Annotated in this window: 25 protein-coding genes and 2 pseudogenes; 21 read left to right on the forward strand and 6 right to left on the reverse strand. The window is 61.4% G+C overall.

All coding sequences use genetic code 11. The features are described 5' to 3' along the window. Positions 1–93 precede the first annotated feature (93 nt). The 8 genes and pseudogenes from B0G77_RS42610 to B0G77_RS42645 all read left to right on the forward strand — a co-directional run. Positions 94–1,323: a CaiB/BaiF CoA-transferase family protein gene (locus B0G77_RS42610; RefSeq protein ID WP_133667855.1), complete on the forward strand. Its 1,230-nt coding sequence runs from the start codon at positions 94–96 to the stop codon at positions 1,321–1,323. A gap of 36 nt (positions 1,324–1,359) precedes the next feature. Then, a complete protein-coding gene (locus B0G77_RS42615; protein ID WP_133667856.1) occupies positions 1,360–2,358 on the forward strand; it encodes a protocatechuate 3,4-dioxygenase in 999 nt (332 codons plus the stop codon). A gap of 76 nt (positions 2,359–2,434) precedes the next feature. Then, positions 2,435–3,088, forward strand: coding sequence for an RraA family protein (locus tag B0G77_RS42620; RefSeq protein ID WP_133667857.1), 654 nt, complete (start codon positions 2,435–2,437; stop codon positions 3,086–3,088). A gap of 43 nt (positions 3,089–3,131) precedes the next feature. After that, positions 3,132–3,791 (forward strand): RraA family protein, encoded by a 660-nt coding sequence (locus B0G77_RS42625; RefSeq protein ID WP_133667858.1) that lies wholly within the window; start codon positions 3,132–3,134, stop codon positions 3,789–3,791. 2 nt (positions 3,792–3,793) lie between these two features. Next, positions 3,794–4,465: a 4-carboxy-4-hydroxy-2-oxoadipate aldolase/oxaloacetate decarboxylase gene (locus B0G77_RS42630; RefSeq protein ID WP_133667859.1), complete on the forward strand. Its 672-nt coding sequence runs from the start codon at positions 3,794–3,796 to the stop codon at positions 4,463–4,465. A gap of 7 nt (positions 4,466–4,472) precedes the next feature. After that, positions 4,473–5,252: an enoyl-CoA hydratase/isomerase family protein gene (locus tag B0G77_RS42635; protein ID WP_133667860.1), complete on the forward strand. Its 780-nt coding sequence runs from the start codon at positions 4,473–4,475 to the stop codon at positions 5,250–5,252. Between the two features lie 69 nt (positions 5,253–5,321). After that, on the forward strand, positions 5,322–5,741 hold the full coding sequence (locus B0G77_RS42640) for a PaaI family thioesterase (protein ID WP_133667861.1): 420 nt from the start codon (positions 5,322–5,324) through the stop codon (positions 5,739–5,741). A gap of 224 nt (positions 5,742–5,965) precedes the next feature. Then, positions 5,966–6,260 (forward strand): annotated as a pseudogene (locus B0G77_RS42645) (FAD-dependent monooxygenase); the annotation flags it as partial. Between the two features lie 61 nt (positions 6,261–6,321). On the opposite strand, the gene B0G77_RS42650 reads toward B0G77_RS42645, so the two are convergent. From B0G77_RS42650 to B0G77_RS42660, 3 genes are read right to left on the reverse strand one after another with little or no spacing between them, the layout of a single operon-like run. After that, positions 6,322–6,510: a hypothetical protein gene (locus tag B0G77_RS42650; protein WP_243751535.1), complete on the reverse strand. Its 189-nt coding sequence runs from the start codon at positions 6,508–6,510 to the stop codon at positions 6,322–6,324. A gap of 8 nt (positions 6,511–6,518) precedes the next feature. After that, on the reverse strand, positions 6,519–6,848 hold the full coding sequence (locus B0G77_RS42655; RefSeq protein WP_133667862.1) for a type II toxin-antitoxin system RelE/ParE family toxin: 330 nt from the start codon (positions 6,846–6,848) through the stop codon (positions 6,519–6,521). Then, positions 6,845–7,111 carry a type II toxin-antitoxin system Phd/YefM family antitoxin gene (locus B0G77_RS42660; RefSeq protein WP_133667863.1) on the reverse strand — a complete coding sequence of 89 codons (267 nt, stop codon included), beginning with the start codon at positions 7,109–7,111 and terminating at the stop codon, positions 6,845–6,847. The genes B0G77_RS42655 and B0G77_RS42660 overlap by 4 nt, the downstream gene beginning before the upstream one ends. 197 nt (positions 7,112–7,308) lie before the next feature. On the opposite strand from B0G77_RS42660, the pseudogene B0G77_RS45170 reads away from it, so the two are divergent. The 3 genes and pseudogenes from B0G77_RS45170 to B0G77_RS42675 all read left to right on the forward strand — a co-directional run. Then, a pseudogene (locus tag B0G77_RS45170) lies at positions 7,309–7,455 on the forward strand (IS30 family transposase); the annotation flags it as partial. Positions 7,456–8,079: 624 nt separating this feature from the next. Continuing rightward, positions 8,080–9,396 carry a group II intron reverse transcriptase/maturase gene (ltrA, locus tag B0G77_RS42670; RefSeq protein WP_208116495.1) on the forward strand — a complete coding sequence of 439 codons (1,317 nt, stop codon included), beginning with the start codon at positions 8,080–8,082 and terminating at the stop codon, positions 9,394–9,396. A 34-nt stretch (positions 9,397–9,430) separates the two neighbouring features. Then, positions 9,431–9,820 carry a hypothetical protein gene (locus B0G77_RS42675; protein WP_243751536.1) on the forward strand — a complete coding sequence of 130 codons (390 nt, stop codon included), beginning with the start codon at positions 9,431–9,433 and terminating at the stop codon, positions 9,818–9,820. A gap of 59 nt (positions 9,821–9,879) precedes the next feature. Here B0G77_RS42675 and B0G77_RS42680 read toward each other — a convergent pair whose 3' ends face one another. After that, complete coding sequence (locus B0G77_RS42680; RefSeq protein WP_133667864.1) at positions 9,880–11,064, reverse strand: endo-1,4-beta-xylanase; 1,185 nt, start codon at positions 11,062–11,064, stop codon at positions 9,880–9,882. A 323-nt stretch (positions 11,065–11,387) separates the two neighbouring features. Continuing rightward, a complete protein-coding gene (locus B0G77_RS42685; RefSeq protein ID WP_133667865.1) occupies positions 11,388–11,699 on the reverse strand; it encodes a BON domain-containing protein in 312 nt (103 codons plus the stop codon). A gap of 686 nt (positions 11,700–12,385) precedes the next feature. Between B0G77_RS42685 and B0G77_RS42690 the strand changes: the two genes are divergently transcribed. From B0G77_RS42690 to B0G77_RS42735, 10 genes are all read left to right on the forward strand, one after another. Beyond that, positions 12,386–13,537: a porin gene (locus B0G77_RS42690; protein ID WP_133667866.1), complete on the forward strand. Its 1,152-nt coding sequence runs from the start codon at positions 12,386–12,388 to the stop codon at positions 13,535–13,537. A gap of 204 nt (positions 13,538–13,741) precedes the next feature. Then, complete coding sequence (locus B0G77_RS42695) at positions 13,742–14,794, forward strand: substrate-binding domain-containing protein (RefSeq protein WP_133667867.1); 1,053 nt, start codon at positions 13,742–13,744, stop codon at positions 14,792–14,794. Positions 14,795–14,989: 195 nt separating this feature from the next. Beyond that, positions 14,990–16,237, forward strand: coding sequence for an extracellular solute-binding protein (locus tag B0G77_RS42700; RefSeq protein ID WP_133667868.1), 1,248 nt, complete (start codon positions 14,990–14,992; stop codon positions 16,235–16,237). A 94-nt stretch (positions 16,238–16,331) separates the two neighbouring features. Beyond that, complete coding sequence (locus B0G77_RS42705) at positions 16,332–17,354, forward strand: sugar ABC transporter permease (protein ID WP_133667869.1); 1,023 nt, start codon at positions 16,332–16,334, stop codon at positions 17,352–17,354. Next, on the forward strand, positions 17,354–18,184 hold the full coding sequence (locus B0G77_RS42710; protein WP_133667870.1) for a carbohydrate ABC transporter permease: 831 nt from the start codon (positions 17,354–17,356) through the stop codon (positions 18,182–18,184). The genes B0G77_RS42705 and B0G77_RS42710 overlap by 1 nt, the downstream gene beginning before the upstream one ends. A 61-nt stretch (positions 18,185–18,245) precedes the next feature. Then, positions 18,246–19,583 (forward strand): GH1 family beta-glucosidase, encoded by a 1,338-nt coding sequence (locus B0G77_RS42715; protein WP_133667871.1) that lies wholly within the window; start codon positions 18,246–18,248, stop codon positions 19,581–19,583. 92 nt (positions 19,584–19,675) lie between these two features. Beyond that, positions 19,676–20,806, forward strand: coding sequence for a sn-glycerol-3-phosphate ABC transporter ATP-binding protein UgpC (ugpC, locus tag B0G77_RS42720; protein WP_133667872.1), 1,131 nt, complete (start codon positions 19,676–19,678; stop codon positions 20,804–20,806). A gap of 90 nt (positions 20,807–20,896) precedes the next feature. Beyond that, entirely contained in the window at positions 20,897–21,130 is a 234-nt protein-coding gene (locus B0G77_RS42725; RefSeq protein WP_133667873.1) for a type II toxin-antitoxin system Phd/YefM family antitoxin, read from the forward strand. Positions 21,131–21,578: 448 nt separating this feature from the next. After that, positions 21,579–21,812 (forward strand): type II toxin-antitoxin system Phd/YefM family antitoxin, encoded by a 234-nt coding sequence (locus tag B0G77_RS42730; RefSeq protein WP_133667874.1) that lies wholly within the window; start codon positions 21,579–21,581, stop codon positions 21,810–21,812. Further along, positions 21,809–22,198 (forward strand): type II toxin-antitoxin system VapC family toxin, encoded by a 390-nt coding sequence (locus B0G77_RS42735; RefSeq protein WP_133667875.1) that lies wholly within the window; start codon positions 21,809–21,811, stop codon positions 22,196–22,198. The genes B0G77_RS42730 and B0G77_RS42735 overlap by 4 nt, the downstream gene beginning before the upstream one ends. Here the strand turns inward: B0G77_RS42735 and B0G77_RS42740 are convergent. After that, a complete protein-coding gene (locus tag B0G77_RS42740) occupies positions 22,177–23,226 on the reverse strand; it encodes a LacI family DNA-binding transcriptional regulator (protein WP_133667933.1) in 1,050 nt (349 codons plus the stop codon). The two genes, B0G77_RS42735 and B0G77_RS42740, sit on opposite strands and share 22 nt — an antisense overlap. Positions 23,227–23,344 lie beyond the last annotated feature (118 nt).

Consider the following 23,344-nt stretch of genomic DNA (forward strand, 5'->3'; position numbering starts at 1 on the left):
TGAAGCGCCAACTCTGGTCGACCGCAACTAACGTTGCATGGGACCAGAGTAAGGCGCTGAAGCGCCAACTCTGGTCGACAGAGGAGACAAGGCATGTCAGCCAATTTCAGGGAACAGCACAGCCGCCACGATCCGAAGAAAGGTCCGCTGTCGCGTTTCACGATCATCGACGCCTCGCGCGTACGCGCGGGCCCCACGGCCATGCGTGTGTTCGCGGACATGGGCGCGCGCGTGATCAAGCTGGAGATCCCGCCTGGCGCGCCGGGCGGTGACGACATGATCGGCGGCCGCGACCATAACCGCGCCGACTACGAGAACCTGCACCGCAACAAGGAAAGCCTGACGCTGAACATGAAGGACCCGGCCGGCCTCGAGATTCTCCGCGAGCTGGTCAAGGGCGCCGACGTGTTCATCGAGAACTTCCGCCCCGACGTCAAGGATCGCCTCGGCATCGGCTACGAAGCCTTGCGTGCCGTCAATCTGCGTCTTGTGTACGCGAGCATTTCGGGCTTTGGCCAGGACGGCCCGTATGCAAAGTGGCCCGGTTTCGACTCGATTGCGCAGGGCATGGGCGGCTTGATGAGCCTGACCGGCAAGCCGGGCGAAGGTCCGATGCGCGTCGGCATCCCCATTGCCGACCTGTGCTCGGGGCACTTCTGCGCGCAGGCGATCATGACCGCGCTGCTCGAACGCGAAGCCTCGGGCGAGGGCCAGTGGGTCCAGACCTCGCTGCTCGAAGCACAGATCGCGATGCTCGACTTCCAGGCCGCGCAGTGGCTCGTGGACCACAAGGTGCCGCAGCAGGTCGGCAACGAGCATCCGCTCACGGTGCCAACCGGCGTGTTCCCGACCAGAGATGGCTTCCTGAACCTGGCCGCGATCGGCAATTCGATGTTCGCGCGCCTGTGCGAGGCGCTCGGCCTGCAGCACCTGGTCGGCCAGCCTGGCTATGAATCGGACCCGGCGCGCGTCGAAAACCGCGACGCGGTCAACAAGGCGGTCGGCGAGGTGTTCATCACGCGTACCACGCGCGAGTGGACTGAGCTGCTGATCAAGGTCGGCGTGCCGTGCGGCCCGATCTACAAGGTTAACGAAGTATTCGACGATCCGCAGGTCAAGCATCTGGGTATCGCGTGGCCGGCCAACGTGCCGGGCAAGGGCGAAGTGTCGTTCGTCGGCACGCCGTTCCGTCTCTCGCGCTATCCGCGCGCGCAGACGCCGCGACTCGCGCCGGAGCAGGGCGAGCACACGCAGGCGATCCTGAACGAGCTTGGCTACGACGATCGACAGATTGAGCAGTGGCGCTCGGCCTTCGTGGTCTGACGCGCATTAACGGCAGGTATTGAAGAGAGAGACGAAATGGCACGACTGGTCGCCGGATTCGGTTCATCGCACAGCATCATGCTGGTTTGTCAGCGCGAAGACTGGCAGCATGGTTTCAAGCAGGTCGATCCGAAGAATCCGTATTACTTCGATCGCCTCGGCAACCCCACGACTTATGACGCGCTGCTCAAGATCGCCCCGACGGATTCCGAGGCGATGGTGACGGCCGACAAGATGGGCGAGCGCTACGATCAGGCCGAAGCGGCCATGGACGAGTTGCGCGAGCGTATCCGCACGGCGAAGCTCGACGTGTTGCTTGTGGTCGGCGACGACCAGACCGAGCTGTTTCGCACGACCAGCAATCCGGCCTTCGCGATCTACTACGGTGAAACGATCCGCAACGCGAAGCGCGTGTCGAGCCCGAATGAAAGCTGGTACGCGAAGGCGCGCACGATGCGCCAGGAGCCGGATGCCGACGTGCACTATCCGGTCAAGGCCGACATGGCGCGCTGGCTGATCCGCGAGCTGTGCGACCGCGATTTCGACATCACGGCGATGGACGGTCTCGAGCGCGACCAGTACGAGGGCCATGCGTTCTCGTTCATTCACCGCCGCTATATGCAGGGTCTCGACCTGCCGGTGATCCCGGTCATCATCAACACGTTCGATCCGCCGAACCAGCCCACGCCGCGCCGCTGCATCCAGCTCGGCCGTGCGCTGCGCGAGTTGATCGAGTCGTATCCGGAAGACCTGCGCGTGGGCGTGCTCGCTTCGGGCGGCCTGTCGCACTTCGTCGTGGACGAGGAACTCGACAACGGCATCATCGACGCGATCCGCCGCAAGGACAGTGAATGGCTGGCCGCGCTCGATCCGAAGCAGCTGCAGGCTGGCAGCTCGGAGATCCGCAACTGGATCATCGGCGTGGAGGCACTGAAGTCGCTCGACCTCGAATGGGTCACCTACGTGCCCGGTTACCGCACGGCGGCCCTGACCGGCACGGGCCTCGCTTTTGCGGCCTGGCATACGCGCGACTGAACGCGGCAGCCCTGTCCGTCCAGGGCGGGGCGCTCGCATGGCACTTCAAGTTTCTATCAGGAAAGTACAACACATCATGGCTGACCAAAACGTACAGCGCCTGCGCCGGCTCGATTGCTGCGCCGTGTCGGACGCGCTCGACAAACTCAAGCTGAGCGGCGTGGTGAGCGGTTTGCCGCAACGCGCCGGTGCAGGCCGCATCGCGGGCCGCGCGATCACCGTCAAGCTCGACAGGGGCGAAGCGCCCCCGGGACCGCCGGTGCACCTTGGCTGCACGGCCGTTGAACAGGCCGACGGCGAGAACGTGATCGTCATTGAACAGCGTAGCGGCGTGGAAGCCGGTTGCTGGGGCGGCCTGCTGTCGCTCGCGGCGAAGGTGCGCGGCGTGGCCGGTGTGGTCGCAGACGGTCCGGTGCGCGACATCGACGAAGCCGTGGCCTACGAGCTGCCGGTGTTCAGCCGCTCGACGACGGCGCGCACCGCGCGCGGCCGCGTGGTCGAGAAGGGCACGAATATTCCGGTGCAGATCGGCGAAGTGCGCGTGGAAGCCGGCGACTACATCGTGGCCGACAACAGCGCCGTGATCTTCATTCGCGCAGCCGACATCGAAGCCGTGCTGGAAGTTGCCGAAATGATCGTCAACAAGGAGGCCGCGATGGCCAAGGCGATTCTGGCCGGCACGCCGGTCGGGCAGGTGATGGGCGGCAACTACGAGCACATGCTCAAGTAGGCGGCATCCGGACAAACCCAGAAAACACGCAGGAATTCATACCGTGACGATTCAGGACAAGAACGTCGAGCGCGCAGCGAAGCTCGATACGGCGACCCTCTCCGACGCGCTCGACAAGCTCGGCATCGTTGGCCAGTGCTACAGGATCAAGCCGCGCAGCACCGATTTCCGCACCGCCGGTCGCGCCTTCACGATCAAATACGGTCCGGCTTCGAACCCGCCGGGCACCGTGGGCGACTTCATCGACGACGTGCCGGTCGGCAGCATCGTCGTGCTCGACAACAGTGGCCGTGAAGACGCCACCGTGTGGGGTGACATCATGACCGAGATCGCGCACCGCCGCGGCATCGCCGGCACCGTGATCAACGGGGTGTGCCGCGACGTCGCGCTGTGCCTGAAGCTCGGTTACCCTGTGTTCAGCCGCGACCACTGGATGCGTACCGGCAAGGACCGCGTGCAGGTCGAAGCCGTGAACGTGCCGGTCAACATCGGTGAGGCGCGTGTCGCGCCGGGCGACCTGCTGCGCGGCGATGCTGACGGCGTGATCGTCATCCCGCGCGAGCACGAGGACGCCGTGCTCGACGCCGCTGAAACGATTCACAGCGCTGAAGAAGCGATCCGCGAGGCCTGCCGTGGCGGCATGCGTCTCGACGAGGCGCGCAAGCAGTTCAAGTACCACCAACTGCAGACCCGGGGGAAGTGAGCATGAGCGCCATCAAGGAACACGATCAGGCGAGCACGACCCGTCTCGATTTCGAGCGCGTCGACGCGAAGGTCGTCGAAGCCGCGCGTAACGTTCCGGCAGCCGCATTGCATGAGGCCGGCGGCAAGATCGGCGTGCTGCCGACTTCGATCAAGCCGGTCGCGCCGGGCTTCAGGATCTGCGGCACGGCGTTCACCGTGCATTCGCCGGGCGGCGACAACCTCTGGCTGCACCGTGCCATCCTCGCGGCCAAGCCGGGCGATGTGCTCGTGGTCTACACGAACGGCGCGTACGACCATGGCTACTGGGGTGAGGTCATGACTACGGCGGCCAAGGTGCGCGGTCTCGCGGGTCTCGTCATCGACGGCTGCGTGCGCGATGCCGACCTGCTGGACCAGATCGGCTTCCCGGTGTTCTCACGCGGTCTGTCGATTCGCGGCACGGGCAAGGACTATGGCGCGATTGGCTGGCTTAATGCGCCGGTGCTGCTCGGCCACACGACTGTCGAGGCTGGCGACCTCATCGTCGGCGACCGCGACGGCGTGGTGGCGGTACCGCGTGCCCGTGCGGCAGAAGTGGTCGCCAGGGCCGCGCAGCGCGAAATCGACGAAGCGGCGATCTGCAAGCGCATCGAAGCAGGTGAGACGACCATGCAGATCTACAACTTCCACTGACCCGACGATGACCTCGAAACACGCCACCCATTCGCCCGGCCTTGCGCCGGAACTGACCATCACGGGTCCGATCGCAACGATCACGCTGCGCCGACCCGACATGGCGAACCGGCTCGAGCCGGCAGATCTCGATACGCTGCGCGGCTTCATCCGTGACGTGAACGCGCGGCGCGAAGTGCTCGTGTTGCGGCTACGCGCTGCAGGCCGGCAGTTCTGTGCCGGATTCAACATTGGCAGCGTGGCTGACGGCAATGTGGGGGCGAGCTTCGAGGCGCTCGCGAGCGAACTGGAGCAGGCACGACCCGTGACGATTGCCGCAATCAACGGAGGCGTATACGGCGGAGCAACCGATCTTGCCTTGGCGTGTGACTTCCGCGTCGGAGTCGAGACGAGCCAGATGTTCGTGCCGGCTGCGCGGCTCGGCCTGCTGTTTTATCGGGGCGGGCTGCGGCGCTATGTGTCGCGGCTTGGATTGAACGTAGCGAAAAAGCTACTGCTCACGGCGGCAACATTCGACGCAGCGCAGATGCAAGCTTGCGGCTTTCTCGATACGGTTGTGGCGCCCGCAGCGTTGCGCGACGAAGTGGATCGCCTGACCGGCGAGCTGGCCGGCATGGCGCCGCTTGCACTGCTCGGCATGAAGAAGCACCTGAACCGGATCGCGACGGGCACCCTGGACGCCGACGAGTTTCAGCGCGACGTCGTCCAGGCGGACGCTTCGCGTGATCTGCGTGAAGGCGCGCTCGCATGGAAGGAAAAGCGCAAGCCCGTTTTTCGCGGCGAATAGACAGGATGAGACACAACGGTCGTGACGGATTCGATTTCGCAGCGGCCCCGAGACGGAGGTAGGAGACTTATGGAAATCAACGATGGCGAGCTTCGCGAGCGGCTTTACGGCAAGAGCGGATTGCTACCGCCCATTACGACGACGCTGGGCGGCGAGTTTCTGTCGCTGCGGGATAACACGCTCGAAGCCGTGTACATCGGTGCACCGGCGTTCCTGAACCCGGCGGGGCAGGTGCAGGGCGGCATCCTGTCCGCGATGCTCGACGACGTCACGGCGACGCTCGTCACCTCGACCCTGGCCGAAGGCGAGCACTGCGCGACGCTCAGCCTGAACACAACGTACCTGCGGCCGGCAAAGCCCGGCAGGTTGCACGGCCGGGCGACGCTGGTGCGCAGGGGGCGCGGCGTGTGCAACGTCAACGGGGAGCTGTGGCAGGAAGACAAGCTCGTGGTGACGGCGACAGCAGTGTGCATGATCGCCGGCCGATGACGGTGCTTCTTGCGCGAATCCGGCGTTGCGCGGTGGACGCGGGCTGACGCGAGCCAGGCAAACGGGCCTTGCGTCGACCGGTCACCGACCGGTCGGGCGGCACCGTCGCGAGACAGAAACCTGACAGGCATCGGACATACGAACGCGCTTCGCTTCACGACAAGAAAGAACAGCGATTATCAACGTGACGAGAGCGCGATACTTGCCGGTCACGAAAGGGGCACATGAACACCCAATCCCGGGAGAGCGCGAACGGCTGGCAGCCTCACACCGTTTCGACCGACGTTGTGATCATCGGCGCTGGCCCCGTCGGCCTGATGATCGCCAATCGTCTCGGCCTGCAGGGGTGAGCGTCCCGCTCATCGAGAAGCTTGAGCAGATCATTGACTATCCGCGCGCGATGCGAGCGGCCAATGCATCACGATTCGCGCGGCCTGCATGGTCGGTGCGGATGGCGGTAACAGCTTTGTGCGCAGTACGCTGAACGTTCCGTTCGAAGGCCGCACGAAGCCGAATCAGTGAATCGTCGTGGACGTGCGCGAATCCCGGAGATGCGTCCGCATGCGTCATTGTTACGGCGTCATTCGAGAATGCGCTGTTCGATCCGTGCGATTAGCTCGTCGAGCGCGCGAGGTCGCGAGAGTCGATCCTGCAGGCTGTCTGCCAGCATGGCCGGCAACTGGTCAGCCGGAGACGCCAGCGCGGCCCTGGCAGCCTCGATCGATGCACGCCGGCCTTGCGGCAACACAACGCCGAACTCGTAGAGCAAGCCGCGAACTAGGCAGATCGAAGTAGCCGCCGATGAAGCAGGGATGTGAGATCCATGCGCGAATCGCACACTATGTGGACATAGACCATCTCATCTGCAATCTGATAAATCACCCGGTTCGAGCCGGAGATTGCCTGCCGAAACTGTGTCATATTGAGTTCACGCAACTCGTCGACCCGACTGCCGGAATCAGGGAAATCGGCCAACCGGCGAATCGTCTGTTTGAGGGTCGAGTAAGTCTGGCTCCACGTGATCTGCCCGAACTGGCTGACGACATAGCGCCGGATCTCGCGAATGTCGTCTTCCGCGGACCCGAGGATAACAACCCGATGCGTCATTCGGGCCGGTCCAGATCGGCGAAGACGTCCTCAGCGGCCCTGAATTTCCCTTGCTGGATTTCCTTCGAACCCATCGCGAGAATTTTCAGGAGCGCCATGGTCTGTTCCTGTTCCTCATAACTGTGCACGTCCATGACCACCAGTTTCGCTTCGCCGTTCTGCGTGATCAGCAGCGGCTGGCGACTCTCCGCAATCTCGCTGACAATCTGCGCAGCATGACTTTTGAGGTAGCTGATCGGTTTGATCTGAGACGAAAATTTCATGGTGTAGTCCTGCAATGAACATAGATCGGACTGATTTTAGTCCGAATATAGACCGCAGTCCACGACCAAACCGTCGTGACGACGGAATCCAGTGCTGTCCGGGGTGACATTGATTTTCGTGCGAATTTCCGGTTAATTCGATTGAGGCTACATACGGGCTAGCAAGCCGGCCCTAATAAATACCTGTTCTGAATCACCTCTCGGTCTACAGCCAGGAAGACCTCAACGCTGTCGCGGATAGCCTCAACAGCAGACCTCGCGCCACCCATGCGTTTCATTCGCCATTCGAAATCTTTGCTGCCAGCCTCGCCGCCGCTTCTCTACCGGATGCTTCCATTCACTGACCGCTGTGTTGCGCTTCACCTTTGATAGCGCCAGGCGAAGCCTGGGATTGGAGGAAGTCATGTGACGGAAACCAGTCATTGGAATCCAGAGGGTTCGACTCCCTCCCGGCAAAGGCTAACCACCAGCCGGAAGCAAGCCTTGCATGCGAGTGCGGTAACGCACTACTTGAAGCGTAGGCAGCGGGTACTTAAGCCGTGTGATTGAGCCTCGATATGAAGTAACCGTTGGTGTCTTCACTTTTCAAATACTGGGGACTGCACTGTGTGAGCCGTAATGGTGAGGCTCGCCAGGCCGACCGGGGTCTGAGAGCAGGGCAAAGGTACGAGGATGGATTCCCCAGGAACCTGGGAGGTCCTGTGTTCGACCAATCTTGTGCGGCCCTGAGGCACGGGGCGATATAAACCGGGCCATACCTTGCGGACCTCTCCGCCGCAGGGAGCAAAACGTGGAGAAGAAGGATTGGAGCGAAGAAGCGAATCCATAAGCGACTTCGTATTCGACACAGGAAGTCTTAGCGCCCTCGTAGTACTGATGACGCCGGGGAACGCCGCTCAGGCGGACCCGGTCGATGGAAAGGGGGGCGTCGTCGTTGCAGAATCGTTCGTGGGAAACACGGAGGTGCCTTGAAACCTGAAAGCGTGTCAACGAAACAGGAACGAATAGCCATGCTGGCGAGAAGTAATCCCGAGATGGCGTTCACCTCGTTAAATCACAACATCGACTTTGAGTGGGTGAGGTATGCCTACGACTGTACGCGTAAGGATGGTGCAGTCGGCGTCGATGGGCAGTCTGGAGAGGACTATGCGGTGAATCTTACGCAGAATCTTCTCGGGCTAGTCGACCGGCTCAAGTCAGGCCGCTACCGCGCGCAGCCGGTCCGTCGGCATTTCATCGCCAAGGCGGACGGCGGTCGTCGCGGGCTCGGTATTCCTTCCTTCGAAGACAAGGTGGCTCAGCGTGCCATCGTCATGCTTCTGGAGCCGATCTATGAACATGACTTTCACGACTGCTCCTTTGGCTTCAGACCCGGTCGCAGTGCTCACGAGGCGTTGCGTTCTGTGTGGAAGGGAGTTATGTATCGTGGTGGACAGTGGGTGCTCGACGTTGATGTTCGGAAATACTTCGACAGCATCGATCGGGCCAAATTGAGAGAGCTTCTCGCCAGACGAGTCACCGATGGCGTGGTAAGAAGATTGATCGACAAGTGGCTGAAAGCGGGCGTACTGGACGATGGCCAGCTAACGTATCCTGATTCCGGTACCCCCCAGGGCGGGGTGATTTCACCCTGCCTCGCCAACGTGTTTCTGCATTATGTTCTGGACGAATGGTTTGCTGCTGAGGTGCAACCGCGCCTTCGCGGTCCGAGCACCCTGGTTCGTTTCGCGGACGACTTTGTCGTGATACTCGCGCACAAAGACGATGCGGAACGAGTCATGCGGGTGCTGGAAAAGCGACTGGGCAAGTACGGCCTGGAATTGCATCCGGACAAAACCCGGATGATTGATTTCCGCTTCCAACCGCAATTCGGCCACGATGATGACCAGAAGCCGTTGGCCACGACCTTCAACTTCCTCGGATTCACCCACGTGTGGGTGACTTCGGAGAAGGGCCGGGCCATGGTGCGGCAATTAACCGCCAAAGATCGCATCGCGCGTACGCTTAAAACGATAAACCAGGTTTGCCGTAGTATGCGGACCAGGCCGCTTCGCGATCAGCACCGGCGTCTGTGTCGGATGCTCAAGGGGCACTATGCCTACTTCGGCATCAGCGGGAACTATGAGCGCCTGGCGACCCTGCCGTACCAGGTCGCACGCATCTGGCGAAAGTGGTTATCGCGAAGGTCGAACAAACGCTCTCTGCCATGGGTTGCCTTTGCAGGAATACTCAAACTATTTCCGCTGCCGCAGCCTCGGATTGTCCATAGCTACGCAAAATCGTGAGCGAATCTGCACGATGAAGAACCGGATGCCTTAATTGGGCTCGTCCGGGACTGTGAGGGGTGAGGGGGGCGACCTCCTCACCTACTCGGAAACCGCCCTATCACACGTCGCGATTCCGTTCCCGATAACGGACGCGCTTTATGGCATCGCACCGAACGACAAGGAAGATTTCAATGAGAACCTCGGCACGCTCGCACCGCGCGGCGAACGCGGCACGCTGATTCTCACGCTCGACTCGATGTTCCGGATCACATCGAATCTGTTCTTCCCTTATGTGTTGCAACGTATCAACGAAGGCATTGGCAAGATGCCGGGTCCAGTCATCAGGTTACCTAAGCGAACTCACGAAACCGCCGCCGAGTTGCCAGACGAAACGGCCGACGCGTTACCCGAGCCCGAAGAGATTGGGTCCGATGCGCCGTAGCCGGTCGAGATTCGAGCCGAGCGTGCCCGCGCCGACCACGGGCCCGGTTCTCGTGTGAGCTACGGCTGATAAGACGGATCGACGATCGTCCAGAAGGCCGCTTTCGCCTGCAGATTGGCTTCGAAGAGTAGCGGTAGATTGGTGCGCGGCACCGGCGTCGAAGTCAGCCATGTATGCTTGTCCGAATAGCCCCACAGCGTCACGGCCTTAATGCTCGGCTCGTGTTCGAACAGATCGAACACCGCGCGATAGCGCTGCGCCTGTGCACGCATCACGTCGTTGGGCACCGGCTGGCCGAGATCGGGAAGACATGCATGCGGATTGCTCCAGCATTCGCCCGAGTCGGTATAGAGACTCACGTCAAGCTCCGTTACCTGGTTCTCGAGTCCAAGCGCCGCGACATCGTCGAAAGCCTGCTTGATGTTCGGCAGCGGCGGCCAGTTGACGCTGATATGCATCTGATGCCCGACGCCGTCGATCGGCACGCCCTGAGCACGCAACTTGCGGATCACGGAGAGCAGCTTCGCACGTTTGCCCGCATCGTCCGTGTTGTAGTCGTTGATATAGAGCTTGGCGTTCGGGTCCGCCGCCCGTGCCGCACGGAACGCGATCGCAATGTAGTCCTTGCCTAGCGCGCGATACCACGGACTGTCTTCACGATCGACCTGATGCGGGTCGTCGCTGATGACTTCGTTGACCACGTCCCACGCATAGACCTTGCCACGGAAGTGTGTGACGACGTCTGTTACATATCGGCGCAGCCGCGCCGCGACGATGTCGCGATAGTGCGGATCGTTGGGGTCGCCGGCAAAGAACCAGTCCGGCGCTTCTGTCCAGTCGCCGCTCTTGAAGTGCCAAACGAGCGTGTGGCCTCGCACCGCGATGGCATGTGCCTGCGCGAACGCGACAATCTCGTCAGCCGGCACGAAGTTGTATTTGCCTTCCGCGACACCGATCGTGCCCGGCTTCATCTTGTTCTCAGCGGTCAGGCTGGAAAACTGCGCGGCCAGCAGCGCGGCGTCGGCGGGACTGGTTATCGAGTCCGGCTCGATCGCCGCGCCGACCTTGAAGTGCGCGGCCATCACGCTTCTCAATTGCGGCGGTGCTTCCGCGGGCGCCGTTGCAAGCGGCGGACCGTCGTGAGCGAGCGGCGTGTGGCTGCTCATGCAGCCTGCGGCCCAGACCGCCGAACAGAGCGTCGCGGCCATGTAGAACAGGCGTACCGAGGTACGTCGAGTGCGCATCTTTTGTCTCCTTGACGTGAGGGTTTTTCTTTGAAAGCGCTTTCTACCTTCTTATAACGGTACCGGTAACAAAGAATCTTAAGCAACGACTGTAGCGATCGCTACGCGGGGTTTACCTGACTTATTCAACGATGCAATCGACGTGGCGCCATGGGCAATCTGGTCGAACGTAGCCCTGTGCCGTTGGCGCTTTCTCGTGCGGCGCGCACGGGCGTTGGCGATTGGAGCGCGACACGCTATATACCGGCGCATCGCACGGAATGCGGACAGAAAAGCGCGAGCGGTCGGTTCGAGCGTCGACCGCGCGGCGCTCTGGTTTGATTTCAACGTGCGTTCAACGAGCCACCGTCGGGCGCCAGCCAGTTGTCCACCGAGGTGACACCGGGCACCGACCTCGCACTCTGTTCGGCAAGCGCGACATGTTCTCGCTGTTGCACCCATCCGATCAGCGAGACCTGTCCCGACCGGGCAAAGACAGTTACATGAGACATCCCGACGCCGGCGCGCGCAGCCGCGACGCGCACGTTATGGACGAGTTGTTGGTCAGTGACCTGCGAATCGCTTTGGGCATGCACTGCCGGGGCGATTGCGCTGGAAATCAGCAATACGAGTGTGGACACAATGGCTGTTTTCACGATACCTCCTTGCACAAAAGCAAATGCGCCGGCGAATTCCGGCAGCAAGTCTTCCGGTCCGACTCGATGAGGGGCCGGGGAAGAGGATGAGACAAAACCTGCGCACTGCTCGGATATCCATCGTGTATGGATGGCGCAACTGGGGTTTTGTCGGCCGGAACAGTGGGCCGCCTTGCAATCGCCCGGCAAAAATGCTTGAGTGGTCGTCGTGTCCGAGCGCGGCTTGCTTCGCCGCGTCGTATGAATTGATGATAGTCCGGAATTTCGGCGCGTGCTGGCAGCGAGTGAGGGCCTGGCTCAGAAACTGGGCATTTCGGCTCGTTGCATCTGTGCAACATCAAAATCGGTTTTGCACCGTCATTCGACCGACTCCTCGCGTCTTGCGAACCCGCATCGAGGCAATGCGGGCGTCTTTGCTGTTTTTATGCGCATGGACTCAAACGGATCTCCCAGGAAGATGACCACAACGTGATGGTCACAAAGCGTGTGCTACTTCGCCATTGAATCGCGTGCAAGCGCTTTCAGCAGCAGCGTTTTCCCTGACACACGAGATCGATACGTAGCGCAAAACCCATCTCTATAATCGCCTCGAAATGTGTAGCGGGCATTTCAGCGAAGCGGGGGGCGTGCGACGCAACGAACACCCCGAGCGGCTTGGAGACGCCAAACTCTATATAGGATATCTAATGAAAAAAGAAGTCTTTGCTTTGTCCATGATGGCAGCTGCGACGATGGCCCATGCGCAGAGCAGCGTCACACTATACGGTCGTATCGACAACGGCATCCAATACGAGACCGGCCTTCCGGGCGGGCACGCGTGGAGCGCCCAGAGCGGCGACTGGGGTTGCTCGTGGTTCGGGCTGCAGGGCTCTGAAGATCTGGGCGGCGGCACGAAATCGGTCTTCCAGCTGGAAGGGCAGTTGAATACGATGACCGGCGCGTCGGCCGGCAACCTGTTCGGCCGTCACGCAACCATCGGGGTCACCAACGACAAGTTCGGTCTCTTCAAGATCGGTAATCTTGGCGCGGGTGAACTGGCGCAGGACAGCTGGGGCACGGACCCGCAGTTGATGCAGCGCTACGCAATCTCGACGCTGGTGCGCGGCCGTAACTGGACGAGCACCAGCAACGGCGCGGAATATAACTCGCCGGTTCTGTTCGGTGGCCTCGTCCTCAAGGGACAATATTCGCTCACCAACAACACCCATTGGAACTCGGCGCCAGTCAACTCTGCAGGTGTTCCCACCGGCCAAGGCCGTACCAATGCGGTCGAAGGTATTTACACGTGGGGCGGTGGCGATTTTCGCGTGATCTATGACGAGGTCCGCGGTGCCGACGGTTCGTTCAACAACGTCTACTCGGCTTCCCGTATGGTTCTCGCTGGCGGTACCTATAACATCGGTCCGGTGCGGCTTTACGCTGGTTACCAGCACATGAGCGCACCTAGCGCGACCAACGCGAGCATGGGCGTCACCGACGCATCGCAACCGGCCGGTGTGAGCGCACCGACCACGGTCGATCACGAATGGTTCGGTGCCGAGTGGCAGGCGACCAATGCCACGGCTGTCACCGGCGCGGTCTACCACGCGAACGCGAACCATGGCAACGGCAACGCGACGCTGTTCACGCTCGCGGCGACGTATGCGCTGTCCAAGCGGACCTTCGTCTATATGGAAGCGGGCTACGTCCACAACAGCTCGACTTCGAATATCAACTTGGGCAATGGCTCGTACGGCAACAACAACTTCAACCCGGTGACTGGCACGTCGTCTAACAGCAACCCGAACTACGGTCAGAGCCAGACGGGTGTGTTCGCCGGCATCATGACGATGTTCTGAGCCGGGGTTGGTTTAACCAGCAATCGTAGTGATCTCCGTAGCTTTGGTACTGCTTAATTCTCTTTCATAGAGAGGCCGGTGCGACGCCTCCTCCACCCTCGTCGCACTGGCTGCTTTTTCAGCTGCTAATTCCGGACTTCATGCAGCACGGCATTTGACTTACACATTTTTGAAAGTGCTTTCAAGAAAGTATTGACGCAGACCATGACCGACGATGGCACCAATCCACCCAATGTGACACTCGAGGAAATCGCGCGGGCAGCCGGCGTTTCCCCCAGCACCGTGTCGCGCATCCTGAATGGATCGGCGCGGGTGCTGCCTGAGAAGCGGCGGGCAGTGGAGGAGGCGATCGCGCGGTTCAACTATCGGCCGAACGTGCTGGCCCGCAGCCTGGCGAGCGGCAAAACCAACACCATCGGCGTGTTGACGCAAACGGTGTCCAGTCCGTTTTACGCGGAGTGGCTGCGTGGTATCGAAGACGGGCTTTTGGAGCCGGGTTTTACGGCGCTCTTTGTCAGCAGCCGCTGGAACGTCAACGACGAAAAGTCGCGCATGGAGGAATTCATTGCGCGCCGGGTCGACGGGATCATCCTGTTGCATGCCCAACTCGACGAGCCGTCGCTCATCGAGTATTCACGGCATGCGCCGTTGCTCGTGCTTGGGCGCTCCGTGCAAAACACTGGGTCCCTCGTGGGCTTGCCGATCGACAACCTGCAAGGTGCGCGTGATGCTACCCGCCACCTGATCGAGCAGGGTCATCGCGAGATCGTTTTCATCGCGGGACCGCCGAATCACGAGGATGCCATCGAGCGGATGGACGGCTACCGGTTGGCGCTCGAGGAAGCGGGCATCGGCTTTGACCGTGATCGCGTCGAGCAGGGCGACTATCTGGAGACGGGCGGACTGGCGGCCATGGAGCGACTGTTGACGCGGGACCTATCGTTTAGCGCGGTCTTCTGTGCGAACGACCAGACCGCCTACGGCGCGCGTCTCGCGCTGTTTCGCCATGGGCTGCGCGTGCCCGACGATATTTCGCTGGTGGGCTTCGACGATCTGCCCACGTCGTCGTATATGACGCCGCCGTTGACGACGGTCCGCCAGCCCACTTACGAAATCGGCCGGCTCGCGGCGCAGGGAATCGTGCGGATGATCCGCAAGACGTCGATTGCGCTGAGTCCGATTCCGCTCACGCTGGTGACGCGCGAAACCACGCGTCGCAACGAGCCGACATCTACGCCAAAGGATTCGCGTGCCTAGTCATCGGGGAGCCGAGCGGCACGGCCCGCAGGCGGCATTTTTTTGTCATCACGTGAAAGCGCTTTCAAACATGAGTTTCAAACAGTGGTAACAAGGTCGCAGGGAAACAGTAGTGACGAAGCAGCAAGAAGTAACCGGGAAGTAACCGGACGCAATCGAAACGCAATCCACGAACGGTTCAACAGGAGACGAATAATGAAATTCCGCTTTTCAGGTCCTGCCGCTGCAGTCCTGCTCAGCTTCGCGGCGGTCGCCGCCCATGCCAACACCACGTTGACGGTCGCGGTGTTCCCTAAGCTGGATCAAGAGATCAAGGATGCCATTCCCGCGTGGAAAAAGCTGCATCCTGATGTCGATATCAAGGTGTCGGCGCTGGCGATTGGCGACCACCACAACGCGATGACGACCGCACTCGCCACCAGTTCCGACCTGCCCGACGTGATGGCGGTCGAAGTCGGCTTTATCGGCCGGTTCGCGGCGGGCGGCGGTCTCGAGGATCTGTCGAAGCCACCGTACAACGCGGGCCAATACAAGAACCAGTTCATTCGCTATACGTTCGCGCAAGCGACCACGCAGGATGGCGCGATTGTCGGCATGCCGGCGGACATCGGACCGGGCACGCTGTTCTATCGCAAGGACATCCTCGACAAGGCGAGCGTCACCGAAGCCGATCTGACCAAATCATGGGACTCGTATCTGGCCGCCGGACAGAAGATCAAGGAGGCAACTGGCTCCTATCTGATGGCTTCGGCGCGCGATATCGAGGATATCTATATTCGCGCCGACCTGAAGGAAGGCGACGGCGTCTACTTCGACAAGGCCGGCAATCCGGTCGTGACCTCGGCGCGTTTCGTGAACGCGTTCCGGCTCGCGAAGAAGGCGCGTGATCTGGGCCTCGACGCGAAGATCTCGCCGTGGTCGAACGAATGGGCCGAGGGTTTCAAGCGCGGCACCATCTCGACGCAGATGATGGGTGCGTGGCTGGGCGGTCACCTCTCGTCGTGGATCGCGCCGGACACGAAAGGCTTGTGGCGCGCGGCCAACCTGCCGAACGACGCGTACGCGTCTTTCGGCGGCACGTTCTATTCGATTCCGGTGAAGGCGGCCCAGAAGCCGATGTCGTGGGAGTTCATCAAGTTCCTGACGACCCGCCAGGACACCCAGCTCGCTTCGTTCCGCTCGATCGATGCGTTCCCCGCACTGCTGTCCGCGCAGAACGACGGCTTCTTTGCTGAGCCCGTGTCGTTCCTTGGCGATGAAAAGGCGCGTCTGATCTGGCGCGATGCCGCGAGCCACATTCCGGCGATTCAGCGCAGCAAGTACGACCAGGTCGCCGAGGAAGCGGTCCATTCGGCGCTCGACAAGGTGGTCGACAACAACGAGGACATCGAGACGGCGCTTAAGGAAGCGCAGGACCAGATCGCGCATCGCGTCCGGCGTTGATGAAAAGAGTACGGCGCGGCCCGCGCCGTACTGAAGTTTGCAATAGCGTAGCCGGTGCCAGTTGCCGGCTACGCACGACTGGACGGAGTTCCTGATGAACGTTTCGCTGCCCACACCCGAATCGGACGCCCGTGAGGGGCGCGCGCGCGATGTGCTGCCGACGCTGACGGCACCTCGCAGAAAATCGCTGATCAACCCAGTGAAGATCGCACCGTATCTGTTTCTCGGTCCGTTTTTCCTGTTGTTCGCTTTGTTCATTGCCTTTCCGCTGCTGTTCTCGCTATACCTGTCGTTCCAGAGCTGGGACGCGACCGCGGGACTCGCCAGCATGAAGTGGGTGGGCCTGTCGAACTTCACGTTCACACTGACCGACCCGTGGTTCTGGAAGTCCCTCTATAACACGGCGTCGATGGCGGTCATGTCCGGCGTGCCGCAACATCTCGTCGCATTGCCGCTCGCGTTCTTCCTGCAGACGGCATTTCGCCGCTGGCGCAATTTCGTCGTCGGTCTTTACTTTCTGCCGTTCATCACGTCGAGCGTCGCGATCGCATTGATCTTCTCGTCGCTGTACTCGACGGACTTCGGCATGATCAATCTGGCCATTGCCGCGATCGGCAAGCTGCCGGGCCTGCACTGGCTCGTGCCGGCTCATCCGATCGAGTGGCTGTACAACCCGGCCAACGTCAAGCCAGCGGTGTCGGTGGTGATCTTCTGGCGTTATGTCGGCTGGAATACGGTGCTCTATCTGTCCGCGCTGCAATCCATTCCGAAGGATCTGTACGAGGCCGCGAGAATCGACGGTGCCAACGGCTGGCAGCAGTTCACGCGCATCACGATCCCGCTCATCAAACCGATGATTTTCTTCGCGGTGACGCTGTCCATCATCGGCGGTCTGCAATTGTTCGAAGAGCCGTTCATTCTGCTGCCGAACGATGGAATGGGTACCAGCCAGTCGGGTTTGACCACCGCCGTCTACATGTACCGAACGGCTTTCCACGACGGCGATTTCGGCACCGCGAGTTCGATTGCGTGGCTGCTGTTTATTTCGATCGCCGCGCTGATGTGGCTGAACACATGCTTATTCCATCGCAGCGGCATGAATGAGGAGGCACGGTAATGAAATTGTCGAACCACAAGGCCCGCTATACCGGCTATGCGATTGTGCTGGCGGGCGCGCTGCTGATGTTCTCGCCGTTCTATTTCATGTTCGTATTCGCGACGCACACCAGTTCCGAGATCTTCTCGATGCCGCCGCCGCTGTGGTTCGGCAGCGCGTTTCTCGACAACATGGCATCGCTGATGCGGCATATCCCGTTCTGGCGCAATCTCGGCTGGAGTTTCTACACGGCGACGCTGCAGACCTTGCTGACGCTGCTGGTCACGTCGATGGCGGGCTACGCGTTTGCGATGTACGAGTTCCGCTTCAAGAAGACGTTGTTCGCGATCGCGCTGACGGCGATGCTGGTGCCGCCGTTCCTCAGCATGATTCCGACCTTCATGACGATGAACCTGCTGGGGTGGATCAATCAGCCACGCGCGCTGTACGTGCCAGGTGCCGCCGCCGCGCTCGGTGTGTTCCTGATGCGTCAGTACGTTTCGTCTGCGATTCCGTCCGATCTGATCGAGGCGGCGCGCATCGACGGCTGCGGCGAATTCCGCATCTACTGGAGCATCGCGATGCCGCTGCTGGGGCCGGCATTGGGCACGCTGGGTCTGATCAGCTTCATTCAGGCCTGGAACAATTTTCTGTCGGCACTCGTCGTGCTGCGTTCGCCGTCGATGTACACGCTGCCCCTCGCGCTGCGCATTCTGCAGAGTCCGACCAATTCGGATTGGGGCGCGGTGATGGCGGGCTCCGCGGTCGCGGTGCTGCCACTGCTGGTGCTGTTCGCGTTCACTTCCCGGCGGCTGATCGACGGTCTCACGACCGGCGCGGTCAAAACCTGATCCGGTTGCATTCCATCGATTTCACGCCCTTGCGGGCAGACTAAACAGGACAACATCATCCATGTCGACATATCGATTCAAAAAGGACTTCGTCTGGGGCGTAGCGACCAGCTCGTACCAGATCGAAGGTGCAGCGCATGAAGACGGCCGCGGCCCGTCGATCTGGGACGCGTTCTGCAGCGTACCCGGCAAGGTCGCGAACGGCGAAAACGGCGACGTCGCATGCGATCACTATCACCGTCTCGAACAGGATCTCGACTTGATGGCCGAACTCGGCATCAAGGCCTATCGTTTCTCGATCGCATGGCCGCGCGTTCAGCCGGATGGCCGCGGCGCATTCAACGAAAAAGGCATCGCATTCTACGAACGCCTGGTCGATGGTTTGCTGACACGCGGCATGCAGCCGTTTGCCACGCTGTATCACTGGGATCTGCCGCTCGCGCTGCAAGAGACGCAAAACGGTTGGGAAAACCGCGACACGGCCTACCGCTTCGCCGACTACGCGCGAAAGATCGGCAGTGTGCTCGGCGATCGCGTGGCGTCGATCGCCACTCACAACGAACCGTGGTGCACCGCGTGGCTCGGCAATGCGACCGGCTATTTCGCGCCGGGCAATGCAAGCCTGAAGAAAGCGGCTCACGCATCGCATCATTTGCTGCTTTCGCATGGTCTTGCGCTGCAGGCGCTGCGCGCCGACGGCGTTAAGGCGCCGCTTGGCATCGTGCTTAACCAGTCGCCGGCCGATGGCACAACCGATTCGCGCGAAGATCAGAACGCCGCGTCGCTCGAATACGCGAAGTTCGTGCGCTGGTATATGGACCCGCTCTTCAAGGGCGAATATCCGGCAGAGGTGCTGCAGTGGTATGGCGAGAATGGCCCGCAAGAGGTGATTCGCGACGGCGACTTCGACATCATCGGCGCGCCGATGGACTTTCTCGGCATCAACTACTACACGCGGATCTTTGCGAGCGCTTCCGGCGAGAAACGCCCGCCGGGCGTGCTCGGCTTCACGGATATGGATTGGGAAGTCTATCCGCAGGGCCTGACCGAATTGCTGACCCGACTGAACGCCGACTACACCCTGCCGCCGATCTACATCACGGAGAACGGCCGCGCCTCGAAGGACGTGCTGGTCGACGGACGGGTGCGCGATAACGACCGCATCAGCTTTTTCGATCTGCATCTGGCCGCGTTGTCGGATGCGGCGCAAAAAGGTGTCGACGTGGCGGGCTATTTCGCGTGGAGCCTGATGGACAACTTCGAATGGGCGTCCGGGTACGACAAACGCTTCGGCATGGTGTATGTCGATTACGCGACCCAGCAGCGTACGCCGAAGGACAGCGCGTATTGGTATGGGGACGTGATTGCGCAGCATACCGGTGTGGCGTTGCCGCTCTAGCGCGACGTCAACCGGACCTCGGCCCGCGTGGCGCACTTGCAGTGCAAATGCCGTGCGGGACAGCAGGCATCAGGATTCAGGAGAACGTAACAATGGGCGAACTCGTATTGTGCAACGTCGCAAAGACGTATGGTGAAGGGCCGCAGATCATACAAGGCATCGATCTGCACATTCCGGACGGTCAGTTCACAGTGTTCGTGGGGCCGTCGGGTTGCGGAAAGTCGACCATGCTGCGCATGATCGCGGGACTCGAGTCGGCGAGCGGCGGCGATATTCTGATCGACGGCGTGCGCGTGAACGACCTGCAGCCCGCAGACCGCGGCATTTCGATGGTATTCCAGAGCTACGCGCTGTATCCACACATGAGCGTGGCGGAAAACATGGGCTTTTCGCTGAAGCTATCGGGCAAATCGAAGCAGGAGGTCCGCGAATCGGTTGGACGGGCCGCCGAGATTCTGCAGATCAGCCATCTGCTCGAGCGCAAACCGAAGGCGCTTTCGGGCGGCCAGCGGCAGCGCGTTGCGATAGGGCGGGCGATCGTGCGCAAGCCGCGCGTATTCCTGTTCGACGAACCGCTATCGAATCTCGACGCGTCGCTGCGCGTGCAGATGCGAATCGAACTGGCGAAGCTGCATCGCGAACTCGGCACGACGATGATCTACGTGACGCACGATCAGGTCGAGGCCATGACGCTCGGCGAACAAATCGTCGTGTTCAACAAAGGCAAGATCGAGCAGATGGGTGCGCCGCTCGATCTGTACGAGCGCCCGGCGAACCGTTTCGTCGGCGCCTTCATCGGCTCGCCGCAAATGAACATGCTGCCGGCCACGCTGGTCTCGCACAACGAAACGCACACGGTCATCGCGCTCACCGGCGGCAGTGGCCACATTGCGCTGCCCGGCCGGCCGGCGCGCCCGATCGAGGGCCCGTTGACACTCGGCGTGCGTGCCGAGCATCTCGGCATCAGTGTGCAGGCCGAAGGGCTCTGCGCTCGCGTCGAGCTGGTCGAGCATCTCGGCGACGTGTCGATCATGCATGCGCAACTCGACGGCGTCGGCCAGGCGGTTTCAATCAAGCTCGACAAGCAGGACGCGCAACATCCGGTTGGCGCACGCATTGGCATCGAGGTGGCGTCGTCGGCGGTCATGTTGTTCGATGCACACGGCGCCGCGGTGCCGTTCGAGCGCACTGAAGTGGGAGCGCGCGCGCAGGCAGCGGTCTGACAACACGGGTAGCGAATGTCGGGCCGTGAGGCCCAGCCGTCCCGGCCCGATTCAGGGAATCGCCGTATCAACTGTCGTGGGTGAGAGCGCATGGAAAAGAGAGTATCGAAAGCCACCTTCAAGTCCAAGGCATGCGAGCTGTTCCGGCACGTCGAAATGCTGGGCGAGACTTTGGTCGTCACGGATCGCGGGCAACCCACCGTCGAAATCCGGCCTTACCGCGGCAAGCGCGAGAGTCCCCTCGAACGGTTGCGTGCTTCGATCGTGCATTTCGATGTGAAGCGCGCGTCCCGGCCGCTTCCACTGGAGCAGGAAGATCAATGATTGCGTCGGCAAGCGTCGAGGGGCGACGTTCCTCCGCGCCGGCTGCGCAGTCATGCGCGACGCCGAACTGGCGCGTGGCGTCGTAGTAGGCGCGTCGGCAACGTTAGCCTTATCGTCTTACATGAAGACGCTGTGCGCGCGTAACCGGCCGAAAGATGCAGGGCTGAAAGACCAGGTAAACTCCGCATGGCGATGGCCGATCCGCGCCATTAACATCGGCTAACGTTAAGGGTAACGTTCACCACGCTGTTTTCACTCAAATGTTCACCGCGAGGGCAAATATCATTTCCCTATACGCGCCTCGGCGGCGCGGGTTTGAACGCACTGGAGCCTGAGAGCGCTTCCATGCCGTAGTTTGAAGGTTGATAACGAAGATCGGCCGCGAACCATCAGCGTTGCGGCACGAATCAAAATAATAGCTGTATGAATTGTTTGGGTGGAGATCGCAATGGAAAAGAGAGTTTCGAAAGCCATTTTCAAGTCCAGGGCCTGCGAACTGTTCCGTCAGGTCGAGATGCTAGGTGAGACCGTGGTCGTCACCGATCGCGGGCAACCCACCATCGAAATCCGGCCATACCGCAGCAAGCGCGAGAATCCGCTCGAGCTGTTGCGTGCTTCGATCGTGCATTGCAATGTGAAGCACGCGCCCGAGGAGGTTGCTCTGGAGCAGGAAGAGCAATGATCACGCTCGATACGCTTGCACTGGTGTGCTGGCTAGGCAGGCAGAAGGCATTGAGTCAGGCCGCACACGACGCGATCGATCGGGAACTGGACGGCGGTGAAATCCTGATTTCGGCGATCAGTGCGCTCGAAATTGCGGACTTCGTCAAGGACGGCCGTCTGGGTCTGTCGATGGACGCACGCAGCTGGCTGTCGACCTTCGTGTCGATGGACGGTGTGCGGATGGTCCCGGTCGATACCGAGATCGCGCTTCGCGCGGCCACGCTGCCACCCGCGCTCACTTCCCACCAACGGTTGATCGTCGCCACCGCTCGCACTTTCGGCGGCGCGCTCGTCACGTCGGATGCGAAGGTGCGCGCGTCGACTTACGTGGAAACGATCTGGTGACGTGCGCGGCGCTGCTTCGTCCGGACTGGTCCGGTGGAGTCGCGCACGACCAGTTCCGCCGGCAGCGTGATGCGCTGCGACGCGGCATCGATGCCGGCGATCTGCGCGAGCAGCGTGTTGACCGCCGAGCGCGCCATTTGCTGGAACGGCTGGCGGATCGTCGTGAGGGCCGGATGGAATTGCTCGGCCATCGGGATGTCGTCGAAGCCGATCACCGAGATGTCGCCCGGCACGCGCAAGCCCGCTTCCCTGATCGCGGCGATTACGCCGAACGCGCTCTGATCGTTGGCCGTAAAGATCGCGGTGGGCGGTTCAGCGAGATTGAGCAGATCGAAGGTGACATCGAACGCCATCATCTGCGAGAGATCGCCGGCCGCGACCAGCGAATCTTCGCGCGGCAGCCCAAGGCGGGCCAGCGTGTCGTGGTAGCCGCGCTGCCGGTCGCGCACGCCTTCGATCGTTTCATCACCCGCGAGAAACGCGATGCGCTTGTGGCCGAGTTGCGCGAGATGCTCGACCGCGAGACAGGCGCCGCCGTAGTTATCGACCGACACCGACGGAAAGCCGGTCAGCGTGCCGCGCTGATCGACGACGACCACCGGCACCTTGGCGGTCGCCAGCGCTTCGAGACAGAGCGATTCGCGCGGCAGGATCGCGAGGATCCCATCCGAGAACTGCTGGATCAGTCCGAGCAGATCGTGATGCGTGTCGCGGTCCTCGTCGAATACCGTGTAGACCAGCATTTCACAGCCCGCGCCGCGCGTTGCACGACCCGCGCCGAGAATCAGCTCGCTGGAGAACTGGGTATCGAGGGTCGGCGTGATGATGCCGATGATCCCGTTGCGCCCCCCAGACAGTTTCTGCGCGGTACGGTTGACGACGTAGCCGATGTCCGACGCGATTCTCAGCACTTTGTCGCGGGTCTCGCGCGACACACCGGGACGGCCGTTGAGCGCGCGCGAAGCGGTCATCTGGGACACGCCGGCCAGCTTGGCAACGTGCTCGAGCGTAGGGGTCTGCTTTGCCATCCGAGTGGGGGGATTACGAGAGGTCATGTCAAAGTTGGACTCGCCGCCAACGTTAGCGATACCGTTTATATGACGACTATTCTACCATGCCCACCGGAGCTCGCCGCGGTTGTACCCC

It is taken from the genome of Paraburkholderia sp. BL10I2N1 (genome assembly GCF_004361815.1).
Taxonomy (GTDB): domain Bacteria; phylum Pseudomonadota; class Gammaproteobacteria; order Burkholderiales; family Burkholderiaceae; genus Paraburkholderia.

Excerpts from the sequence above, each read along its gene's own strand:
- B0G77_RS42725 (WP_133667873.1), top strand. The coding sequence starts at position 20,897 with ATGGAAAAGAGAGTATCGAAAGCCACCTTCAAGTCCAAGGCATGCGAG.
- B0G77_RS42705 (WP_133667869.1), top strand. The coding sequence starts at position 16,332 with ATGAACGTTTCGCTGCCCACACCCGAATCGGACGCCCGTGAGGGGCGC.
- B0G77_RS42710 (WP_133667870.1), top strand. The coding sequence starts at position 17,354 with ATGAAATTGTCGAACCACAAGGCCCGCTATACCGGCTATGCGATTGTG.
- B0G77_RS42730 (WP_133667874.1), top strand. The coding sequence starts at position 21,579 with ATGGAAAAGAGAGTTTCGAAAGCCATTTTCAAGTCCAGGGCCTGCGAA.
- B0G77_RS42640 (WP_133667861.1), top strand. The coding sequence starts at position 5,322 with ATGGAAATCAACGATGGCGAGCTTCGCGAGCGGCTTTACGGCAAGAGC.
- B0G77_RS42620 (WP_133667857.1), top strand. The coding sequence starts at position 2,435 with ATGGCTGACCAAAACGTACAGCGCCTGCGCCGGCTCGATTGCTGCGCC.
- B0G77_RS42615 (WP_133667856.1), top strand. The coding sequence starts at position 1,360 with ATGGCACGACTGGTCGCCGGATTCGGTTCATCGCACAGCATCATGCTG.
- B0G77_RS42690 (WP_133667866.1), top strand. The coding sequence starts at position 12,386 with ATGAAAAAAGAAGTCTTTGCTTTGTCCATGATGGCAGCTGCGACGATG.
- B0G77_RS42735 (WP_133667875.1), top strand. The coding sequence starts at position 21,809 with ATGATCACGCTCGATACGCTTGCACTGGTGTGCTGGCTAGGCAGGCAG.
- B0G77_RS42630 (WP_133667859.1), top strand. The coding sequence starts at position 3,794 with ATGAGCGCCATCAAGGAACACGATCAGGCGAGCACGACCCGTCTCGAT.
- B0G77_RS42700 (WP_133667868.1), top strand. The coding sequence starts at position 14,990 with ATGAAATTCCGCTTTTCAGGTCCTGCCGCTGCAGTCCTGCTCAGCTTC.
- B0G77_RS42740 (WP_133667933.1), bottom strand. The coding sequence starts at position 23,226 with ATGGCAAAGCAGACCCCTACGCTCGAGCACGTTGCCAAGCTGGCCGGC.
- B0G77_RS42655 (WP_133667862.1), bottom strand. The coding sequence starts at position 6,848 with ATGACGCATCGGGTTGTTATCCTCGGGTCCGCGGAAGACGACATTCGC.
- B0G77_RS42610 (WP_133667855.1), top strand. The coding sequence starts at position 94 with ATGTCAGCCAATTTCAGGGAACAGCACAGCCGCCACGATCCGAAGAAA.
- B0G77_RS42660 (WP_133667863.1), bottom strand. The coding sequence starts at position 7,111 with ATGAAATTTTCGTCTCAGATCAAACCGATCAGCTACCTCAAAAGTCAT.
- ugpC (WP_133667872.1), top strand. The coding sequence starts at position 19,676 with ATGGGCGAACTCGTATTGTGCAACGTCGCAAAGACGTATGGTGAAGGG.
- B0G77_RS42695 (WP_133667867.1), top strand. The coding sequence starts at position 13,742 with ATGACCGACGATGGCACCAATCCACCCAATGTGACACTCGAGGAAATC.
- B0G77_RS42635 (WP_133667860.1), top strand. The coding sequence starts at position 4,473 with ATGACCTCGAAACACGCCACCCATTCGCCCGGCCTTGCGCCGGAACTG.
- B0G77_RS42680 (WP_133667864.1), bottom strand. The coding sequence starts at position 11,064 with ATGCGCACTCGACGTACCTCGGTACGCCTGTTCTACATGGCCGCGACG.
- B0G77_RS42715 (WP_133667871.1), top strand. The coding sequence starts at position 18,246 with ATGTCGACATATCGATTCAAAAAGGACTTCGTCTGGGGCGTAGCGACC.